Raw genomic sequence first — 16,147 nt, forward strand, 5'->3', positions numbered from 1 at the left:
TTTATTATTCCCATGTATATGGCTGATATTTTAAGCTTAAGCGCTCAAATTCTTCACGATCATTATTTGCAATGGCCATATTGATTTCTTCATCTAAACGTTCTTTATTAAACTGAAAGCTTAATTCATCTAGCATAAGCCTTGAGGCTAATTTAATCCCAAAGGACAATTCTCTTTTTGCAGTAATTTCACGATTTCTAAACCCAGGGTCACGACGCAGCACGTAGATTAATTTTTGCTTTCTCATGAGATTACCCCCTAATTGCTTTTTTTCATTATGAAGGATTTCCAGACTTTTAGCAACAATATTCTGAATATTTAGTTATACAATTCCCGAATTTCTTCATTTTAAACCTCTATAGAGGCATTTGCTCGTCTTAATTTTTTTTAAAAAATAAAAGTTCTTTTCAAAGAATAGAGCTCAAATTGTGGAGCACCCCCTGTTTACCACAAGCTTTATTACTTGCCGCCAGTAGCGAAGGCCTTTTGAAATTTTTTTAAGTCAGAAAAGACTCTCCTTCACCAAGCTCACCCTCGCTTGATGGAGGACAACCTTTTTCCAATTCTGGCATGCAGCCGTTATCAGCGTCCATACCTTCATTTTCTCTTTTCCACGCAAACGACTATAACACAGCCCATGCAGTTCTTTTAATGCAAAGCTAAGCTCCACCTTCTCTTAATAACAAATAAGCGAAGTAAAAAATGAAAGAAGTCAGAAAAAAATCAGGCTGTCGAGAGTTTGACAGCCTGATTTCTCTTCGAAGAAGAGCTTTCAGCGTTTAACCATTCACAATTTTTCCTGCTACTTCCAATGTTCGATTTACCTGGTGACGAACCGCTTGTTCAATATCATCCTTCATATTACCTTCTCCGTCTACACTAACACTTGTTCCATACGGATTTCCTCCAGCAGAGAAGATGGAATTGTCGGAGTAGCCAGGGGCTGCCACAATGGCCCCCCAGTGGAACATGCTTGTGTATAAGCTTAATAGGGTGGCTTCTTGTCCACCGTGAGGATTCTGAGCGGATGTCATAGCACTCACTACTTTATTGACGAGTTTACCTTGCGCCCATAATCCGCCAGCCTGATCAATGTATTGCTTCGCCTGGGCAGGAAGTGTACCAAACCTTGTAGGAAAGCTGAAAACCAGTGCGTCGGCCCAATCTAGATCCTCCACTTGCGCTTCAGGTACTTTATCTTTCGTTGCTAAGTAATGTTCTTTCCAGGCAGGATTTTGTTCAATAGCTTCCATCGGTGCAAGTTCAGGAACACGAACAAGCTTCACTTCAGCTCCAGCCTGCTGAGCCGCATCTTCAGCCCATTGGGCCATTTGATAGTTCGTCCCTGTTGAACTGTAATAAATAATCGCCAACTTCACATTTGCCATAAATAACCTCTCCTTTTTAAGTGTAGTTCCTATTGTCTCCACCATAAGATGTCATATTCACATATAACTTTTACCCTGCTCCTCCATCACTCAAACTAAAGAATCTTAGTTTCGAGATATTTTGGCAAAAAAAGAACCTTCTTTAGAAGGCTCTACATTACAAGGTTTAAGTATGTTGGGTATGTCCAATAAGAATCGTGCCAGCCCTGTTCAATGGCGAGTTCTTCAAATGACAGCGCACTACTCCCATAATAATAAATGAGTGCTTCCTCTATATCTTGATGATCGGGGTCGTACGTAAGGTTTAACGTCTTTGAAAATTTCATTCCTTTGACATAACCTTCTATAACAATTTTTTCTTGAATCATAAATACTCCCCTCTCTGGTCAATATATAATTAAATATAAAATCTTATAAATATCTACCCTAACTCCCCGATCTTTAATCCTAATGAGTTGAGTTCACGCAAAGAACCTTACCTTATCCAAGGGATGTGCATTGGGATAGCTTTTTTTCTCTAGACCCACACGGGTTGATTTTGGTAAGCTTAACCATGCTTTAAGTTACGGAGTGGAGGCGCAAAATGATGGGAGAATATGAAAACTTAAAAAAAGGAGAGCGCGGGGCCTGGGTTAGTATTATTGCTTACCTTATCCTGGCTGCAGTTAAACTCATCGTAGCTTCGATCGGTAATTCAGAAGCCTTACGAGCCGATGGATTAAATAATACAACGGATGTAGTAGCATCTGTCGCTGTTTTAATTGGATTAAAAATCTCAAGAAAACCACCGGATGAGGATCACCATTACGGGCATTTCCGTGCAGAAACCATTGCTTCATTAATTGCTGCTTTCATTATGATGACTGTTGGACTTGAAGTCATTATTGGAACATTTCAAGATATTATCCAGCAGAAATCAATCGAACCTTCTTTACTAACAGCTTGGACCGCATTATCTGCCGCTGTCGTTATGTTTGGTGTGTATCGCTACAACTTAAATCTATCTAAAAAGGTTAACAGCAATGCGCTATATGCTGCTGCTCAAGATAACCGCTCCGATGCTCTTGTCAGTGTGGGTGCCGCAATAGGTATATTCGGATCTCAATTTGGTGCTTATTGGCTGGACCCTTTAGCCGGTTTAATAGTAGGATTCATCATTTGTAAAACGGCTTGGTATATTTTTAGAGATTCTAGTCACCGTTTAACAGATGGATTTGATGAAGAAGAAATCGAGGAAATCCGCAAACTTATAGAGGCTCACCCAGAAGTCTGGGCTGTGCGAGATGTAAAAGGCAGACTGCAAGGCAATCAGACTTTAGTTGAGGCTACGATTCATGTGAATCCAAAAATAACGATAGAGGAAGGCCATGAAATAACGGATGAAGTTGAATCCATCTTAGAGAAGAAACTTCACATTTACTACGCTCACATCCACATTGAGCCATATGAAGAATAAATCCCCCCTTATAACATTTAGAAATAACATTTAGAAAAAGTTTAACCAGAGGATAATACATTTTGAAATGAAATAGGTTCTGATGACAGGAGAATTAAGTGTTAGAAAAGACGCATTCGCCATGCTTCATGGAATGCGTCTTTTTCTTCCAGATAAAATCATCTAGTTAAACGATTAAATGGTATTTATATATCCTGTACCAATTCGTTAATGTTTTCCCATCCATAAGCTGTTTCTTCATAAGTTCCTTGGCCAATCGTTACTTCCTCAGCTTCTACAGGCTTAGCCCCAAGAATTTTATAAAACATGGCTGAAGGATTTCTCGTAAGCACCCAAACGAGCAGAGACTCATAGCCTGCTTCTTTCATTGCTTTGGCAAAAGTACTAAGGAGCATACTCCCATATCCCATTCGCTGGTAGTTATCCAGCATATAAATCGCATAAATTTCCCCATCATAACTGTAGTTCTTCGTTCGTTCTTTTCCTCCTGAAACAAAACCCACTACTTGCCCGTTATCATTTTCTATCACATAGGCAATCTGCCCGTTTATAGGCGATTTTAAAATCGTTTCCCATAAGGCTATACGATTTTCTAACGTAATGTTGCTCATATCCTGTTCATCAATTAAGTCTTTATATGTAGATTTCCAGCTTTGTATGTGAATATTAGCAATTTGTTCCGCATCTTCAAATTTAGCTTCTCTTACTTGGGCCATCATGACCTCTCCTTTTCCACCTTGTTGATGGTTTTATTTTAGCAGAAAAAAAGGCATCACGCTTGTGATACCTTTTTCCATATTCTCCTGTTTAGAAACATTGGAAGCTGGCAATTCGGTTTGTATCAATGCCAAAGTAATCCCACTGACGTCGGTTAGGACGCCATCTATACCCTGCTACTGAAGTTCTTCCTATGAATACTGGGTAAAACCAAAAACGCCGCCCGTTGTTTAAACGCATCCACGTATACCGATACAGACAGCCATAAAGTGAACCAGGATCTACTGCGTATAAACCTGGGCTCTGTCCAGAAGGCGGCGCGCTTGGAGGTGGTGGCAGCTGTGGACTTCCACCAAACGGTGGTCCGCCGGGACCTCCGGGACCGCCCCCGGGGCCTCCAGGGCCAAACGGTCCCCCGGGGCCTCCACCAGGACCTCCAGGGCCAAATTGTCCTCCGGGTCCCATGCCTCCGCCTGGTCCTCCCTGTCCTGGGCCTAAACCAGGAAATTGTCCTCCAGGAAATCCATTTTGTCTATGCATAACGTTCCATCCCTTCATGGAGTTTCTTTATAAGTTATGCGTAAACCTAATGGGCGTGCTAAAAAGTCATGATAAAAACGGAGGCAATTGCCCCTGCCACGACAAGGATAATATTAAGGTTAAGCCAGGCCAGAGCAGCGGCAACTAAAGCTGCAATCACCCCGATTTGTGGAGCATCCGGCTTAACACTTAGGATCCCGGGGAAAATTAGAGCACCCAAGGCGGCATAAGGAATCGCATTCAGCCATCTGTCAATCCACTTAGGAAAACGAATTTGATCAACGATGAAAGCTGGCAAAAATCGTGGCACCGCTGTAACGATAGCCATTCCTATAATCATCCATACCATTATTCTTCCTCCTCATCATCCAGGATCCATATACCGGCTGCCCCTCCAAGAAGGGTCCCCACTACTATCGCCCACCCCTGGCTCATTCCCCAAATCTGGCACAAATAATTGATAACCATTGCTGCAAGTGCAATGTAAGCAATTCGATTGTATTTTTTTACAGAGGGGATTAGTAAACCAATGAACATAGCATACAATGCGACCCCCATACTCTCACTTAAACGCTGCGGGATCACATCCCCCAATACCCCGCCTAAGAATGAACCGCCGACCCATGAAAAATACGCAGTTAACATTAATGAAGCATAAAACCATGATCCAAACTCCTCTTTTGCTTCCCGCTTATGTAAAGAAGACATTGTAAATGTTTCATCTGTTAAACCGAGTGCTAACGGCACTTTAGCTCTTAATCCAATCGATCGCAATCGATTCATGAAAGAGAGACTCATAACGAAGTGGCGAAAGTTTAAGACAAAGGTGGCGATTATTATTTCAATAGCCCCTGTACCTGCAGCTGCCATGCTCACAGCTAAAAATTGCGCGGCTCCTGCAAATACAAGTACACTCATTAACGTTAATTCAATATTTGTCATTCCTGACTGTGAAGCTAACACCCCATAAGTTAATGCTACAGGGATATAACCCAGCATTATCGGGAATCCAGCCATAATGCCGCGCCTTACCATTTGAAACCGGGAATATTGTATCATTTGTACGGCTTCTGAATTCATTGTTCAAGTCTCCTTTCACCAAATTTCCACTATTATACATGATTCGTTTTTAGTTGAAAATAAATTGACATCTATTAAAATCTATTTTATGATTTACAAGGATTCTTCAGTGCATAAAAGCGTTCAAGTATGAAAATACAATCGTGACACCCCCTCTTAAAGTATGGTGGAAAATCACAGTTCTTATAGATCAGGCAGCCGTTGAAAATCCCCTGAACATCAAGCATGACCCCATCTATAAAGCGGATGATTTTGCACCTCGATCAGGGTGGGAAAGCGGAGTTCAGCTTCGTCCTTATAGAAGGGGACGGAGTTTTTTTATGATTTAAGGAGGTATAAAAGATGTTTCATTTAAGCCCAAAACAACTACCCGGAGTAATCGAGTCAGCTTCTTTACTTCTCGTTATCATGGCAATTATCAGCTATTTCATTATCTGGATAGAAAGTGCTCCTCACGTTCCAATTCTGCTCGGTATTCTTATTATGATTACCTATGGCTCCATTAAAAAAATGCCTTTCTCCAAGCTTCAATACGGAATGACTCAAGGAGCTCAAACCGGATTAGGAGCTGTATTGTTATTTTTTCTCATTGGTATATTAATTTCCAGCTGGATGGCCAGTGGAACCATCCCTGCTCTTATGAATGCTGCTTTCACATTAACGGGAGGGCCTTGGTTCTACGCCTTGACGTTTGCGATTACTGCAATTGTAGGAGTCGCTTTAGGCAGCTCCTTTACTACAGCTGCTACTGTGGGCGTCGCAGTGATAGGCGTCGCTTCTTCAGGAGACTTTTCTGTATCTATTACGGCAGGAGCTGTTGTCTCAGGGGCCTTCTTTGGTGATAAAATGTCCCCACTATCTGATACAACAAACCTCTCTTCAACCATTGTTAAAGTTGATTTGTTTGAGCATATAAAAAACATGACGTGGACCACAGTCCCAGCTTTCGTCATCAGCTTTATCTTATTTGCTTTTCTTTCTCCTTCTGTTCAATCTAGGAGCGGGGAATTAACATCCTTGCAGGAAGAGCTTGTTTCCACGCAGCTTATTCATTGGAGTTCATGGATTCCACTGGGGATTCTTATTTTATTAACTATTAGTAAGAAGTCAGCTTTTATCTCGCTAGCCATTACAAGTGTAATAGCTACAGGTATCGCAGGATTGCGAGGCTCACTGACATGGTCGGAACTGTGGAATTCCTGGTTTGGAGGTTTTGTCGCTGATTTTGATCATGAGATTGTAAATGAACTGCTATCAAGCGGGGGAATGAATGATATGCTGTTCACTATTTCCCTTGTCATCCTGGCTTTAGCGTTGGGAGGTTTGTTTTTCGTTACAGGAATCATTCCTTCCATATTACAAAATGTACAGCATGCTTTAACTTCTGCTCGCTCTGTTACGCTTTCCACTGCTTTCACGGCGATAGGCATTAACTTAGCCATAGGAGAACAATATTTATCTATCCTATTAACAGGAGAAGCTTATCAGGATTTTTATGAGAAAGTAAACCTGGCGCGTAAGAATTTATCGAGAACACTCGAAGATGCAGGCACAGTAATTAATCCACTCGTGCCGTGGAGTGTTTGCGGAGTATTTTTAGCTGACGTATTAGAAGTACCGGTCATTGACTATTTACCTTTTGCCTTTTTCTGTTTACTATCACCATTATTAACAATCCTTTATGGAATTACAGGAAAAACCTTAACCAAAGCAACAACGAATTAATAAAGAACATAAGTACGAAATACCTGTTCTTCTAAATAAGCTATGTGCTTTTTCTATTTAGAAAGGGGAAAACCCCAATGGCTTTAAATGAAGAGGTGATGCGAAAAAGATAGGAAAAAGGCTCTCATCCATTTACCAACAATATGGACGAGAGCCTTTTTCTTACCTAAAAGCTTAACACTTCCACTCCTGCCGGCAAAAAAAGATTACAGGCACAAGGTTTGTTATTTTAAAGCTGCGAATAGAACCTTGCTTCCTCATCCAAACTAATCGAGTAAAGGAGTGATGAGAACATGAAGGAAGAACATCAAGAGCTGCCGCAAGATGGCTATTTTGACATGACCCACGCCGAAGCAGATGAGGTGCTGGAGGATGTTGCTTATTATCGTACACTAATGGCTAACGTAGGCTTTATAGGTAAACCCGGGTCTAAGGAATGGGTTTTAGTGGACTGCGGCATTAATCATTATGCAAAAAGAATAATTGAAGCCGCTGAAAAAAGGTATGGGCCTGAGCCGCCCCAAGCCATTATTTTAACACATGGACACTTCGACCATATCGGTTCGGCCAAAAAACTGGCACAACACTACAAGACTCCTATTTACGCCCATGAAAAAGAATTGGATTACTTAACAGGCAAGAGATCTTACCCAGTAGGGAATTCAACAGTTGGAGGTGGATTACTGGCCGTACTCTCACCTTTTTTCCCAACGGAACCCGTCAATCTAAAAAAATGGGTTCATCCGCTGCCGAAAGATGGGTCGATCCCTTTTTCAAATGAATGGCGAGTAATTCATACACCCGGGCATACGCCTGGTCACATCTCCCTATTTCGAGATCGAGATCGAACCTTGATCGCTGGAGATGCTTTCATCACTGTGAAGCAGGAATCCAGTATGGCAGCTTTCATTCAACATCAGCACGTTCACGGTCCCCCAGCTTATTTCACTCCTAATTGGCCAGAGGCTGAACGTTCTGTAAAAAAACTTGCTGCACTTAACCCTGTCACAGCTTTAACAGGTCATGGCCTCCCTATGGATGGTGAGCTTCTCCAAGAACAGTTGAGTCATCTTGCCCTTAATTTTAAAGAACTTGCTATCCCTAATAATCAAAGCAAGCTTCATTAAAAGACCGCCCAGAATAACTGCCGGTCTTTTTATTTGTAATTGTTTAAGACACCTTTTATTTTTTTCAGTCCTTTTAAAAGCCGCGGACTAGGCCGACAGAAAAGGGATTCTTCTAAAACATGAATCCGGTCATTTTGTATAGCTTCTAATTTGCTCCATCCCGGTCGTTTCTTCACAATGTCTGGGTTCATTTTTTCTTCCTTTACTCCCACCCACACCATACAAATATGATCAGGCTGCTTCTTTCTAACATCCTCCCAATTGGTTTGTATGCTTGCTTCTTCTTCATCCGAGTATATGTTATATCCGCCGGCTAACTCACTTATTTCAGTTAACCAATTTGCCTTCCCTGGGGTAAAGATAGGCTTAGGCCACCATTCCCAATAAAGGGAAGGTCTTTTGTGACTAGATAACTGAGCAGCTTTACGATACGTTTCGATCTCTTTTAAAAACTCTATCGATTTCTTATCACCTAAATCTTTCTGCCCGACTGCTTCCCCTACCTTCTTAATATCCTCTGCAATCTCATTTAGAGACTGAGGGTTAAGAACGACATAAGGAATCTGACGGTCCTTCAATCCTTCAATATTCTTTTCCATTCCTGGAACGCTTAATGATGCAAGCACGAGATCAGGATTCATGCTAGCTACCTTCTCTATATCTATAGAAAGATCCGGCCCTAATTTAGGTAATTCATGAACGGTGTCAGGATAATCAGAATAATTGTCGACACCAATCAACATCCCCGTCAAACCTAGATAAGCTACAATTTCAGTATTGCTTGGGCAAATCGACACAATTCGAATAAAACCACTCCTTTTTTCTGAATCGTCTGATGTTTCAATTTCTCTCATTATAGCTTATATTTAGGATAAGGAAAAAGATAGAAAGGGTGAACAGTGTGGCATCAACATTGTTTGATACTTCCAAAGGATTGGTCGAGTATTCTTATATAGGCGATGGGCCCGTCCTTCTGCTTCTTAAAGGAGGTCATTGCACTAGAGATACTGACTTGTCACACAATAGCTTAGTTTACGAAGGGTATGCTTTACTATCCATTTCACGCCCGGGTTATGATTGCACAGAAGTAACTACTGGGCGGACTCCTGAAGAGTTTGCTCAAACCATAATTGAAGTACTTGACCATTTAAAAATTGATCAAGTTACCGTTATTGCCATTTCTGCCGCTGGTCCTACAGGTGTTGCCTTAGCTGTTAACCATCATGAAAGAGTAAACAAGTTAATCATGGAAGCTGCCCTGCTCAGCCCCTGGGATCATAAAACTCTGTCGCAGGCACGCATACTTTTTGGAAGAGGGGAAAAAGCTGTGTGGAAAGTTATGAGAACTTTGCTTAAAGTCTCCCCTAACATAGCGATCAAACAAATAATGGGCTCATTAACGACAGAGCCGGTAGAAGATTATTTAAATAATCTTTCTCCCAATGATCGCCGCTTTATCTATGATATGTTGTGCTCGTTTCAATCAGGTAAAGGTTTCCTGTTAGACATCACGCACAAAGCTGCAAATATGAATCAAATAAAAGTTCCTGTCTTAGGGATGTACACCCAAAAGGATCGCAGCGTTGATTATTCTAATGCTGTGTTGCTGCAATCTACGGTACCAAACTGTGAAATATATGAAGTTAAATCAGACAGCCATCTCATTTGGATTGGAGAATATGCTGCAAACGTCTGGAGAAAGCGCCTTGAGTTCATAACTCAATAAGGATAAGGGGGATAAATGTGGACGCCATCAAGATTTCTCATTATAAAAATGAATTTCTAACATTTTATGAACACGCTTCAAATTTAAATGCCGACCTGGAGGAACGGTTTTATATTTGGAAAAAACATTATGGCTTTAATCCTTTTCGAAGAGAAGAGCAGAGAGAACAATTAGCTAAAGAAATGCTCACTCAAGCTTTTCCCAAGTACGAAGAAGCACTCTGTCATATCAGCGGTTTTGAACTTGAAGAAGAGAGCATTTACCGCTATGTATCCTGCATTCGAGAACAACTTCGCGCCTTTGAACCTATGCACTTGAACGTTGTTTTCTTTGTCGGTGATTTTGAAACCGATCCATTTATTGAGATAGAAGATAACGAAGCGTACACGCTTTATTATCCGATTGAAAAAGAGTGGAAACCCATCTATTTCGTCAATGAGCTCGTAAAAGCTGTTTATCTTAACCAATCAAAAATAAATCCATCACATTTAATTAATATTGCATTTGTTATCTTTCTTGAAGGGCTGGCTCTACATACGGCTAATCTAGTAGCAGCCTCAGATACCAGCCGAACAAGCCTCTATCCCTGGATGTCAAAGTGTCAGCTTGAACCTACACGAATCATGATGAATATCTTCCCTCACTTACGCCGGTCTGACTATAAGGCCATCTATTCTTTTACAAAAGGAACTGGAGCATCTGGTTATCAGAATGAAGCTGGATTCGTCGGCTGGTGCGTGGTTGAACACATGTTAAAAAGAGGATATACCTTACCAGAACTGCTCCTAATCCCTGAAGACCGCGTCATAACATTGATTGAAAAGTCCCTTTATCAAGTTATGGAAGAATCAAAATATATTCAATCTCAGGAGTAGGGGTTGCAATTCCCTCACAACCTGTTATACTTGGGTTAATTATTGTTGTTCGATTCATAACAGAGAAGGTAACGTAATAGTGAGTTCGTCTTGATTGAATATCAGAGCAAGAATAGTAATACAATGTGGGGCAAAGTTCCACGCAGGAGGTATTCTACATGGTAGAAGGTACAGTTAAATGGTTTAACGCAGAAAAAGGTTTCGGTTTCATCGAGGTTGAAGGTCAAGACGATGTATTCGTTCACTTCTCTGCTATTCAAGAAGAAGGATTCAAATCTCTAGAAGAAGGACAAGCAGTAAGCTTTGAAATTCAAGAAGGTCAACGCGGACCTCAAGCTGCTAACGTTCAAAAAGCATAATAATAAAAACTCCCGTAATGGGAGTTTTTTTATTGAACAAAGCTCCTTAAACAATTCCCATCTAAAAAAAAAACCAGTGTGCAAAAAATTTATTTCTTAAATAGTATCATTTAAATGCTCAATTTGTTATACTATTTATAGTTATTGTTGTTCGGATACGATTCAAAGAAATTGCTTCATAGTGATTTTCGTCTTGATTGTGTGAAGAGCAAGAATAGTAATACATTGTGGAGAGAGTTCCACGCAGGAGGTATTCTACATGGTAGAAGGTACAGTTAAATGGTTTAACGCAGAAAAAGGTTTCGGTTTCATCGAGGTTGAAGGTCAAGACGATGTATTCGTTCACTTCTCTGCTATTCAAGAAGAAGGATTCAAATCTCTTGAAGAAGGACAAGTAGTAAACTTCGAAATCCAAGAAGGTCAACGCGGACCTCAAGCTGCTAACGTTCAAAAAGCATAATATAAAAAAAGCTCCCTTTATGGGAGCTTTTTTAATTGTCTCAGACAGGCTGTTTTATCATTCGTCTTGCTCAGTCAAAATAAGGGGACCATCTTTTGTAATTGCCACGGTGTGTTCATACTGAGCTGACAATGAACCATCCAGTGTTCGTGCCGTCCAATTGTTTTCATCCATTTTATTAGCGTACGTTCCGATATTAATCATAGGCTCGATGGTAATCACCATCCCCTCTTTCAACCGTGCTCCTTTACCCGCTTGACCGAAATGAGGGATATACGGATCCTCGTGAATCGTTTCTCCAATGCCATGGCCGGTAAAGTCGCGTACAACTGAATAACCTTCTCCTTCAGCATAAGATTGTATAGCATGGCCGATATCACCAATACGGTTACCCGCCTGCGCTTGCTCTATAGCTTTATATAATGCCGTTTTCGTTACATCTAATAAATTCTGAGCCTCTTCACTAATTTCACCTACAGCATGGGTCCAAGCTGAATCTGCTAACGCACCGTTTAAATTAACTACCATATCAATTGTTACGATATCCCCTTTGTTCAACTTCTCATCACGAGGGAATCCATGGCATATTTCATCGTTTATCGAAGCACAAGTTGTAAACTCGTAGCCCTGATATCCTTTTTGTTCACCAGTAGCTCCGTGTTTGGCTAAGTAATTCTCTACAAAATTCTCTACTTCTAATGTTGTAACCCCTGGTTTAATAAAGTGACGCAGTTCTTTATGAACATTTGCCAGCAGCTTCCCCGCTTCATGCATAAGTTCTATTTCTCGCTTACTCTTTCTTTTAATCATACCCGATCCCTCTCTTTACTATCTAAATGCTTCTGCCATCTTGTATCATAACGAAAAATAAGACTCAAGACTAGTACGCCGTCTTAAATCTCTTTAATTATCCTGGCCGGGTTTCCTCCAACGAACACATTGGATGGCACGTCTTTTGTAACCACAGCCCCTGCACCAATGACAGCACCATTTCCTATTTTAACTCCCGGGTTAATGACAGCACTGCCTCCTACCCACACATCATCACCGATTGTAATCGGCTTTGCGGATTCCAGCCCCGTTGCTCGTTCCTCTTTACTTAAAGGGTGAGTAGCCGTATACACTTGAGCATTCGGCCCAAACATGACTCGATCTCCAATCATAATCGGACATACGTCTAGAAAAACACAATTGAAATTTGCAAAAAAGTGATCGCCAACATGAATATTATAGCCATAATCACATTGAAACATAGGTTCGACAAAGGCCCCTTCCCCACTTGAACCAAATAAATCTTGAAGAATCTGCCCGCGGTAATGTTCTTCCGTCACCTTTGAATGATTATATTCATGTAGAAGCTGTCTTGCTCTTTGCCTTTCATACACTAACTCTTCATCCCATGACTTATAAAGCTCTCCGGCTATCATCTTTTCTTTTTCTGACATTTGACATTCCCCTTATTTCATATTAATTTTAAATATTCTTCCTTTACTTTATCACATTGATTCGCTAACCTTAGAACAATTAGGAGAGGATAATACGATGAACATAAAAAAACTAACAGGCCAAGATGCCGCAGCTTATCGCGAATTAAGACTTGAAGCACTTTTAACCAACCCAGATGCTTTTATTACGACTTATGAACAAGAAAAGCAGCGACCGAACCCAATTGAATCGACAGCTGAACGATTAGACAGCTCTCAAGCAATCACAGTCGGTGCTTTTGAGGGACCACAGCTAATAGGCGTAGCCACGCTCATTCAAGGCTCTCACCCCAAATACCTCCATAAAGCTTCTATTGTGGGTGTATACGTAACAGCCGCTCACCGTCGCAGTGGAACAGCAAAACTACTTATTGAGGAAATGATCAAAGAAGCTGCTTCTTTAGAAATAGAGCTCATTCAGATTGCGGTTGTCACTGATAATAAACCAGCCGTTCGATTATATGAAAAAGCAGGTTTTAAAATATTTGGAACAGAACACCATGCGATTAAGCTTCAAGACCGCTATCTAGATGAGTACTGGATGGAATATTTCATTTCTTCCCCTGGAAGCTGAAACATTTTTACACTTTAGTCGTATAGATTAAGAGAACAAAGGGGGGACCTTTATGATTGAGATTGAGAATATCTCAAAGCAATTTTCTGGTAAAGTGGCTGTAAGTGATTTATCTCTGCAAGTAAATAACGGAAAAATTTTTGGTTTTCTTGGCCCAAACGGAGCTGGCAAGTCAACGACCATTAAAATGATGACCGGTATTTTACCTATTGATGAAGGCAGGATTATCCTCAACGGTAGTGATATGGCTAAAAAGCCCTTAGAAACAAAACAAAAAATAGGGTACGTGCCGGATCGGTCTGATGTATTTTTACGCTTAAAAGGAATCGAATATTTAAATTATGTTGCCGATGTTTACCACGTGCCTACAGAAATACGAAAAGAGAAAATTAACAACTTAACGAGAAGCTTCGGTATTCAACATGCGTTAAACGATCATATTCTTACATACTCTCATGGCATGAGGCAGAAAATAGTCGTGTGTGGGGTCTTACTACATGATCCTGAGGTGTGGATTCTTGATGAACCATTAACAGGATTAGACCCTAAATCCTCTTTTACTTTAAAAGAAATGATGCGTGAACATGCCAGAAAAGGCAAAACCGTGTTTTTCTCTACCCACGTTCTTGAAGTGGTTGAACAGCTGTGTGACGAAGTGGCTATTATTAATAACGGCCAACTTGAATTCTTAGGTGATATGGCCGAGATGAAACGTCACTTTAAAGATGATGATAATTTAGAAAAAGTCTTCTTGGAGCTGACTCAGCATGAATAAAACCTGGCGCTTAATCCGATTAATGTTAAAGATGCAGTTTTCCATGGCAGGCAAAAGCTCAGGTGAGAAAATGGGTTATCTATTTCTATTTATCTTTGCTATCCCTTTTTCTTTATTTATCTTTTACGCGATGGACGGCATTATAGGGGGTCTTTATGAGGTCCTTGCCCCTTTAAACAATGAAAGTTTCATTATAGGAATTCTACTCATTTCAATGTTCTGTCTATTTATATTTATCAGTCTTGGTTCAATTATCAGCTCTTTTTACTTTGCTGAAGATATTGAAGCCTTTATTTCGTTGCCTTACCACCCTTATCAAATTATGCTTGGTAAATCCGCTGCTCCTTTTTTAACGCTATATGTAACGAATGCAGTGATCTTAGCTCCAGCATTATTTATTTATGGAGGGTACAGTGATGCCGGAGTACTTTATTACATGTACGCTTTTTTAATCTGGCTCGTTACGCCCCTTCTTCCTTTTGCCTTGACCGCCATCGTCATAATGTATCTTATGCGTTTTCTTAACCTATCCAAGAATAAAGATCGAATAAAAATAATGACAGGTTTATTTACATTTGTTTTTATCATCGGATTAAATATTATATTGCGACTAGACTCAGGATCTTCTCAATTTGGTGAAGATCTTGGCCAAGTGTTTATGGAAAAGAATGCCCTGTTAGAACTAGTTACAGCTTTCTTCCCTTCTGCTTACTTAAGCTCAATTAGCTTAACCCAGCCGGCTACGTTACTTGGTTTCTTTTATTTGATGCTCTTATTTTTATTAACCGCTCTCCTATTTCTCATTTACCTTACGGCTGGACAAAAGCTCTATTTTAAAGGAGTGCTAGGTTTATCAGCTGGGTCTAAAAACCGCTTAAATAAAAAGAAAGTGATAAAACAAACGAGGCAAAAGAACGTCCTGTATATAAGCTGGATGAAAGAAATGAAGATTATGCTGCGCACACCGACTTTCTTCACTCAAATCATTGTCCAGTCTCTCGTTTTTCCTGTGTTGTTTATCGTTATCGTTGTGTTTGATACAGGTAATAGCAGTCTCTCAGCAGCAAGTATTGGCTCGATGCTTGAGGGGACGGATGAAAAATATATCGTGCTGGCTATGCTTGGCTTTACTGTATTTGCGCTTGGAATTAATCCTGCATCCATTTCATCTGTTTCCCGGGATGGAAAGAGCTGGTTTAATCACTTATATATGCCGCTTCAACCTAAAACTGTGATTTTTAGTAAAGTACTTGCTGCTTTCACCATCAATCTGATCACCTTACTTGTAATCAGTTTAATTGCTCTTGGCTTTATGAACATTCCTGCTGATATTGTCAGCGTATGGCTGGTGTTATCATTGGTTACTAACTGGGCGGCAAGTGTTGTGGGCACCTCCCTTGACTTATATATGCCGAACCTTAAATGGACGGATGAACGTGAAATCTTTAAAGGACGGATAATTGGTATTTTGGCTTTAGTAATAGAAGTCGTTCTCTTTGGCAGTATGGTTTTAATTATATGGAATTCATCGTTTATCACTGGTCTATGGAGTACAACAGGTGTATTAACAGTGCTGCTCGCTGTGTCTACATTCGTCAGTCATCTCATTTTAAAAAAGATGATTAACAATCACTTTTATTCCATAGCCTCATAAAAGAAAGAAAAGAGAAACCCTGCTTGTCATCAGGAGCGAAAGCCCCTTGAGGTCACTGAAAAAGTCCTGTCTAATCATATTGAGCCTCACAAATCGCTTGTCGATGGATGCTTGCCGCGGGCACGGCCTCAGATAACATGGTCAAGAAGTTCAACAGAGATCAATCTAGCACCCATACGTATGTTCAAACAAATAACTACTTCAAAA

The 16,147-nt window shown here is 40.5% G+C and carries 20 protein-coding genes; 10 read left to right on the top strand and 10 right to left on the bottom strand.

The window, feature by feature from the left end; all coding sequences use genetic code 11:
* Window positions 1–4: 4 nt before the first annotated feature.
* From ACGTNH_RS14540 to ACGTNH_RS14550, 3 genes are all read right to left on the bottom strand, one after another.
* On the bottom strand, window positions 5–247 hold the full coding sequence (locus ACGTNH_RS14540) for an IDEAL domain-containing protein (RefSeq protein ID WP_394587595.1): 243 nt from the start codon (window positions 245–247) through the stop codon (window positions 5–7).
* Between the two features lie 532 nt (window positions 248–779).
* Complete coding sequence (wrbA, locus tag ACGTNH_RS14545; protein ID WP_394587596.1) at window positions 780–1,388, bottom strand: NAD(P)H:quinone oxidoreductase; 609 nt, start codon at window positions 1,386–1,388, stop codon at window positions 780–782.
* A gap of 152 nt (window positions 1,389–1,540) precedes the next feature.
* Complete coding sequence (locus ACGTNH_RS14550) at window positions 1,541–1,756, bottom strand: hypothetical protein (RefSeq protein WP_394587597.1); 216 nt, start codon at window positions 1,754–1,756, stop codon at window positions 1,541–1,543.
* A 218-nt stretch (window positions 1,757–1,974) separates the two neighbouring features.
* Between ACGTNH_RS14550 and ACGTNH_RS14555 the strand changes: the two genes are divergently transcribed.
* Window positions 1,975–2,844 (top strand): cation diffusion facilitator family transporter, encoded by an 870-nt coding sequence (locus tag ACGTNH_RS14555; RefSeq protein ID WP_394587714.1) that lies wholly within the window; start codon window positions 1,975–1,977, stop codon window positions 2,842–2,844.
* 185 nt (window positions 2,845–3,029) lie between these two features.
* Here the strand turns inward: ACGTNH_RS14555 and ACGTNH_RS14560 are convergent, their stop codons facing one another.
* From ACGTNH_RS14560 to ACGTNH_RS14575, 4 genes are all read right to left on the bottom strand, one after another.
* Window positions 3,030–3,560 carry a GNAT family N-acetyltransferase gene (locus ACGTNH_RS14560; RefSeq protein ID WP_394587598.1) on the bottom strand — a complete coding sequence of 177 codons (531 nt, stop codon included), beginning with the start codon at window positions 3,558–3,560 and terminating at the stop codon, window positions 3,030–3,032.
* A gap of 91 nt (window positions 3,561–3,651) precedes the next feature.
* The gene (locus tag ACGTNH_RS14565) at window positions 3,652–4,101 is read right to left on the bottom strand and encodes a hypothetical protein (RefSeq protein WP_394587599.1); all 450 of its coding nucleotides are present in this window, start codon (window positions 4,099–4,101) and stop codon (window positions 3,652–3,654) included.
* A 58-nt stretch (window positions 4,102–4,159) separates the two neighbouring features.
* A complete protein-coding gene (locus ACGTNH_RS14570) occupies window positions 4,160–4,450 on the bottom strand; it encodes an AzlD domain-containing protein (protein WP_394587600.1) in 291 nt (96 codons plus the stop codon).
* Complete coding sequence (locus ACGTNH_RS14575; RefSeq protein ID WP_394587601.1) at window positions 4,450–5,181, bottom strand: AzlC family ABC transporter permease; 732 nt, start codon at window positions 5,179–5,181, stop codon at window positions 4,450–4,452. Before ACGTNH_RS14575 ends, ACGTNH_RS14570 begins: the two co-directional genes overlap by 1 nt.
* A 342-nt stretch (window positions 5,182–5,523) precedes the next feature.
* Between ACGTNH_RS14575 and nhaC the strand changes: the two genes are divergently transcribed.
* Together nhaC and ACGTNH_RS14585 are read left to right on the top strand one after the other, a co-directional pair.
* Window positions 5,524–6,906, top strand: a complete 1,383-nt coding sequence (gene nhaC / locus ACGTNH_RS14580) for a Na+/H+ antiporter NhaC (protein WP_394587602.1) — start codon at window positions 5,524–5,526, stop codon at window positions 6,904–6,906.
* A 293-nt stretch (window positions 6,907–7,199) separates the two neighbouring features.
* Entirely contained in the window at window positions 7,200–8,033 is an 834-nt protein-coding gene (locus tag ACGTNH_RS14585; RefSeq protein ID WP_394587603.1) for an MBL fold metallo-hydrolase, read from the top strand.
* A 29-nt stretch (window positions 8,034–8,062) separates the two neighbouring features.
* On the opposite strand, the gene ACGTNH_RS14590 is transcribed toward ACGTNH_RS14585, so the two are convergent.
* Window positions 8,063–8,839, bottom strand: a complete 777-nt coding sequence (locus tag ACGTNH_RS14590; protein WP_394587715.1) for a cobalamin-binding protein — start codon at window positions 8,837–8,839, stop codon at window positions 8,063–8,065.
* A 95-nt stretch (window positions 8,840–8,934) separates the two neighbouring features.
* Between ACGTNH_RS14590 and ACGTNH_RS14595 the strand changes: the two genes are divergently transcribed.
* The 4 genes from ACGTNH_RS14595 to ACGTNH_RS14610 all read left to right on the top strand — a co-directional run bounded on the left by ACGTNH_RS14595 (window position 8,935) and on the right by ACGTNH_RS14610 (window position 11,453).
* The gene (locus ACGTNH_RS14595) at window positions 8,935–9,759 is read left to right on the top strand and encodes an alpha/beta fold hydrolase (RefSeq protein ID WP_394587604.1); all 825 of its coding nucleotides are present in this window, start codon (window positions 8,935–8,937) and stop codon (window positions 9,757–9,759) included.
* Between the two features lie 17 nt (window positions 9,760–9,776).
* On the top strand, window positions 9,777–10,634 hold the full coding sequence (locus tag ACGTNH_RS14600; RefSeq protein WP_394587605.1) for a hypothetical protein: 858 nt from the start codon (window positions 9,777–9,779) through the stop codon (window positions 10,632–10,634).
* A gap of 158 nt (window positions 10,635–10,792) precedes the next feature.
* Window positions 10,793–10,993, top strand: coding sequence for a cold-shock protein (locus ACGTNH_RS14605; protein ID WP_188376689.1), 201 nt, complete (start codon window positions 10,793–10,795; stop codon window positions 10,991–10,993).
* A gap of 259 nt (window positions 10,994–11,252) precedes the next feature.
* Window positions 11,253–11,453: a cold-shock protein gene (locus ACGTNH_RS14610; RefSeq protein WP_079529279.1), complete on the top strand. Its 201-nt coding sequence runs from the start codon at window positions 11,253–11,255 to the stop codon at window positions 11,451–11,453.
* Window positions 11,454–11,510: 57 nt separating this feature from the next.
* Here ACGTNH_RS14610 and map read toward each other — a convergent pair whose 3' ends face one another.
* Together map and ACGTNH_RS14620 are read right to left on the bottom strand one after the other, a co-directional pair.
* Window positions 11,511–12,263: a type I methionyl aminopeptidase gene (gene map, locus ACGTNH_RS14615; RefSeq protein ID WP_394587606.1), complete on the bottom strand. Its 753-nt coding sequence runs from the start codon at window positions 12,261–12,263 to the stop codon at window positions 11,511–11,513.
* Window positions 12,264–12,346: 83 nt separating this feature from the next.
* Window positions 12,347–12,898, bottom strand: coding sequence for a sugar O-acetyltransferase (locus ACGTNH_RS14620; RefSeq protein WP_394587607.1), 552 nt, complete (start codon window positions 12,896–12,898; stop codon window positions 12,347–12,349).
* Window positions 12,899–12,995: 97 nt separating this feature from the next.
* Between ACGTNH_RS14620 and ACGTNH_RS14625 the strand changes: the two genes are divergently transcribed.
* The 3 genes from ACGTNH_RS14625 to ACGTNH_RS14635 are packed head-to-tail and all read left to right on the top strand — an operon-like array spanning window position 12,996 to window position 15,940.
* Window positions 12,996–13,511 carry a GNAT family N-acetyltransferase gene (locus ACGTNH_RS14625; protein WP_394587608.1) on the top strand — a complete coding sequence of 172 codons (516 nt, stop codon included), beginning with the start codon at window positions 12,996–12,998 and terminating at the stop codon, window positions 13,509–13,511.
* A 52-nt stretch (window positions 13,512–13,563) separates the two neighbouring features.
* Complete coding sequence (locus ACGTNH_RS14630; RefSeq protein WP_394587609.1) at window positions 13,564–14,286, top strand: ABC transporter ATP-binding protein; 723 nt, start codon at window positions 13,564–13,566, stop codon at window positions 14,284–14,286.
* The gene (locus ACGTNH_RS14635) at window positions 14,279–15,940 is read left to right on the top strand and encodes a putative ABC transporter permease subunit (RefSeq protein WP_394587610.1); all 1,662 of its coding nucleotides are present in this window, start codon (window positions 14,279–14,281) and stop codon (window positions 15,938–15,940) included. Before ACGTNH_RS14630 ends, ACGTNH_RS14635 begins: the two co-directional genes overlap by 8 nt.
* Window positions 15,941–16,147: the final 207 nt, after the last annotated feature.

The organism is Halobacillus sp. B23F22_1 (assembly GCF_043497005.1).
Classification (GTDB): domain Bacteria; phylum Bacillota; class Bacilli; order Bacillales; family Halobacillaceae; genus Halobacillus_A.

Excerpts from the sequence above, each read along its gene's own strand:
- wrbA (WP_394587596.1), bottom strand. The coding sequence starts at position 1,388 with ATGGCAAATGTGAAGTTGGCGATTATTTATTACAGTTCAACAGGGACG.
- ACGTNH_RS14605 (WP_188376689.1), top strand. The coding sequence starts at position 10,793 with ATGGTAGAAGGTACAGTTAAATGGTTTAACGCAGAAAAAGGTTTCGGT.
- ACGTNH_RS14575 (WP_394587601.1), bottom strand. The coding sequence starts at position 5,181 with ATGAATTCAGAAGCCGTACAAATGATACAATATTCCCGGTTTCAAATG.
- ACGTNH_RS14585 (WP_394587603.1), top strand. The coding sequence starts at position 7,200 with ATGAAGGAAGAACATCAAGAGCTGCCGCAAGATGGCTATTTTGACATG.
- ACGTNH_RS14630 (WP_394587609.1), top strand. The coding sequence starts at position 13,564 with ATGATTGAGATTGAGAATATCTCAAAGCAATTTTCTGGTAAAGTGGCT.
- map (WP_394587606.1), bottom strand. The coding sequence starts at position 12,263 with ATGATTAAAAGAAAGAGTAAGCGAGAAATAGAACTTATGCATGAAGCG.
- ACGTNH_RS14540 (WP_394587595.1), bottom strand. The coding sequence starts at position 247 with ATGAGAAAGCAAAAATTAATCTACGTGCTGCGTCGTGACCCTGGGTTT.
- ACGTNH_RS14555 (WP_394587714.1), top strand. The coding sequence starts at position 1,975 with ATGGGAGAATATGAAAACTTAAAAAAAGGAGAGCGCGGGGCCTGGGTT.
- ACGTNH_RS14610 (WP_079529279.1), top strand. The coding sequence starts at position 11,253 with ATGGTAGAAGGTACAGTTAAATGGTTTAACGCAGAAAAAGGTTTCGGT.
- ACGTNH_RS14560 (WP_394587598.1), bottom strand. The coding sequence starts at position 3,560 with ATGGCCCAAGTAAGAGAAGCTAAATTTGAAGATGCGGAACAAATTGCT.
- ACGTNH_RS14620 (WP_394587607.1), bottom strand. The coding sequence starts at position 12,898 with ATGTCAGAAAAAGAAAAGATGATAGCCGGAGAGCTTTATAAGTCATGG.
- ACGTNH_RS14550 (WP_394587597.1), bottom strand. The coding sequence starts at position 1,756 with ATGATTCAAGAAAAAATTGTTATAGAAGGTTATGTCAAAGGAATGAAA.
- nhaC (WP_394587602.1), top strand. The coding sequence starts at position 5,524 with ATGTTTCATTTAAGCCCAAAACAACTACCCGGAGTAATCGAGTCAGCT.
- ACGTNH_RS14625 (WP_394587608.1), top strand. The coding sequence starts at position 12,996 with ATGAACATAAAAAAACTAACAGGCCAAGATGCCGCAGCTTATCGCGAA.
- ACGTNH_RS14635 (WP_394587610.1), top strand. The coding sequence starts at position 14,279 with ATGAATAAAACCTGGCGCTTAATCCGATTAATGTTAAAGATGCAGTTT.
- ACGTNH_RS14570 (WP_394587600.1), bottom strand. The coding sequence starts at position 4,450 with ATGGTATGGATGATTATAGGAATGGCTATCGTTACAGCGGTGCCACGA.
- ACGTNH_RS14565 (WP_394587599.1), bottom strand. The coding sequence starts at position 4,101 with ATGCATAGACAAAATGGATTTCCTGGAGGACAATTTCCTGGTTTAGGC.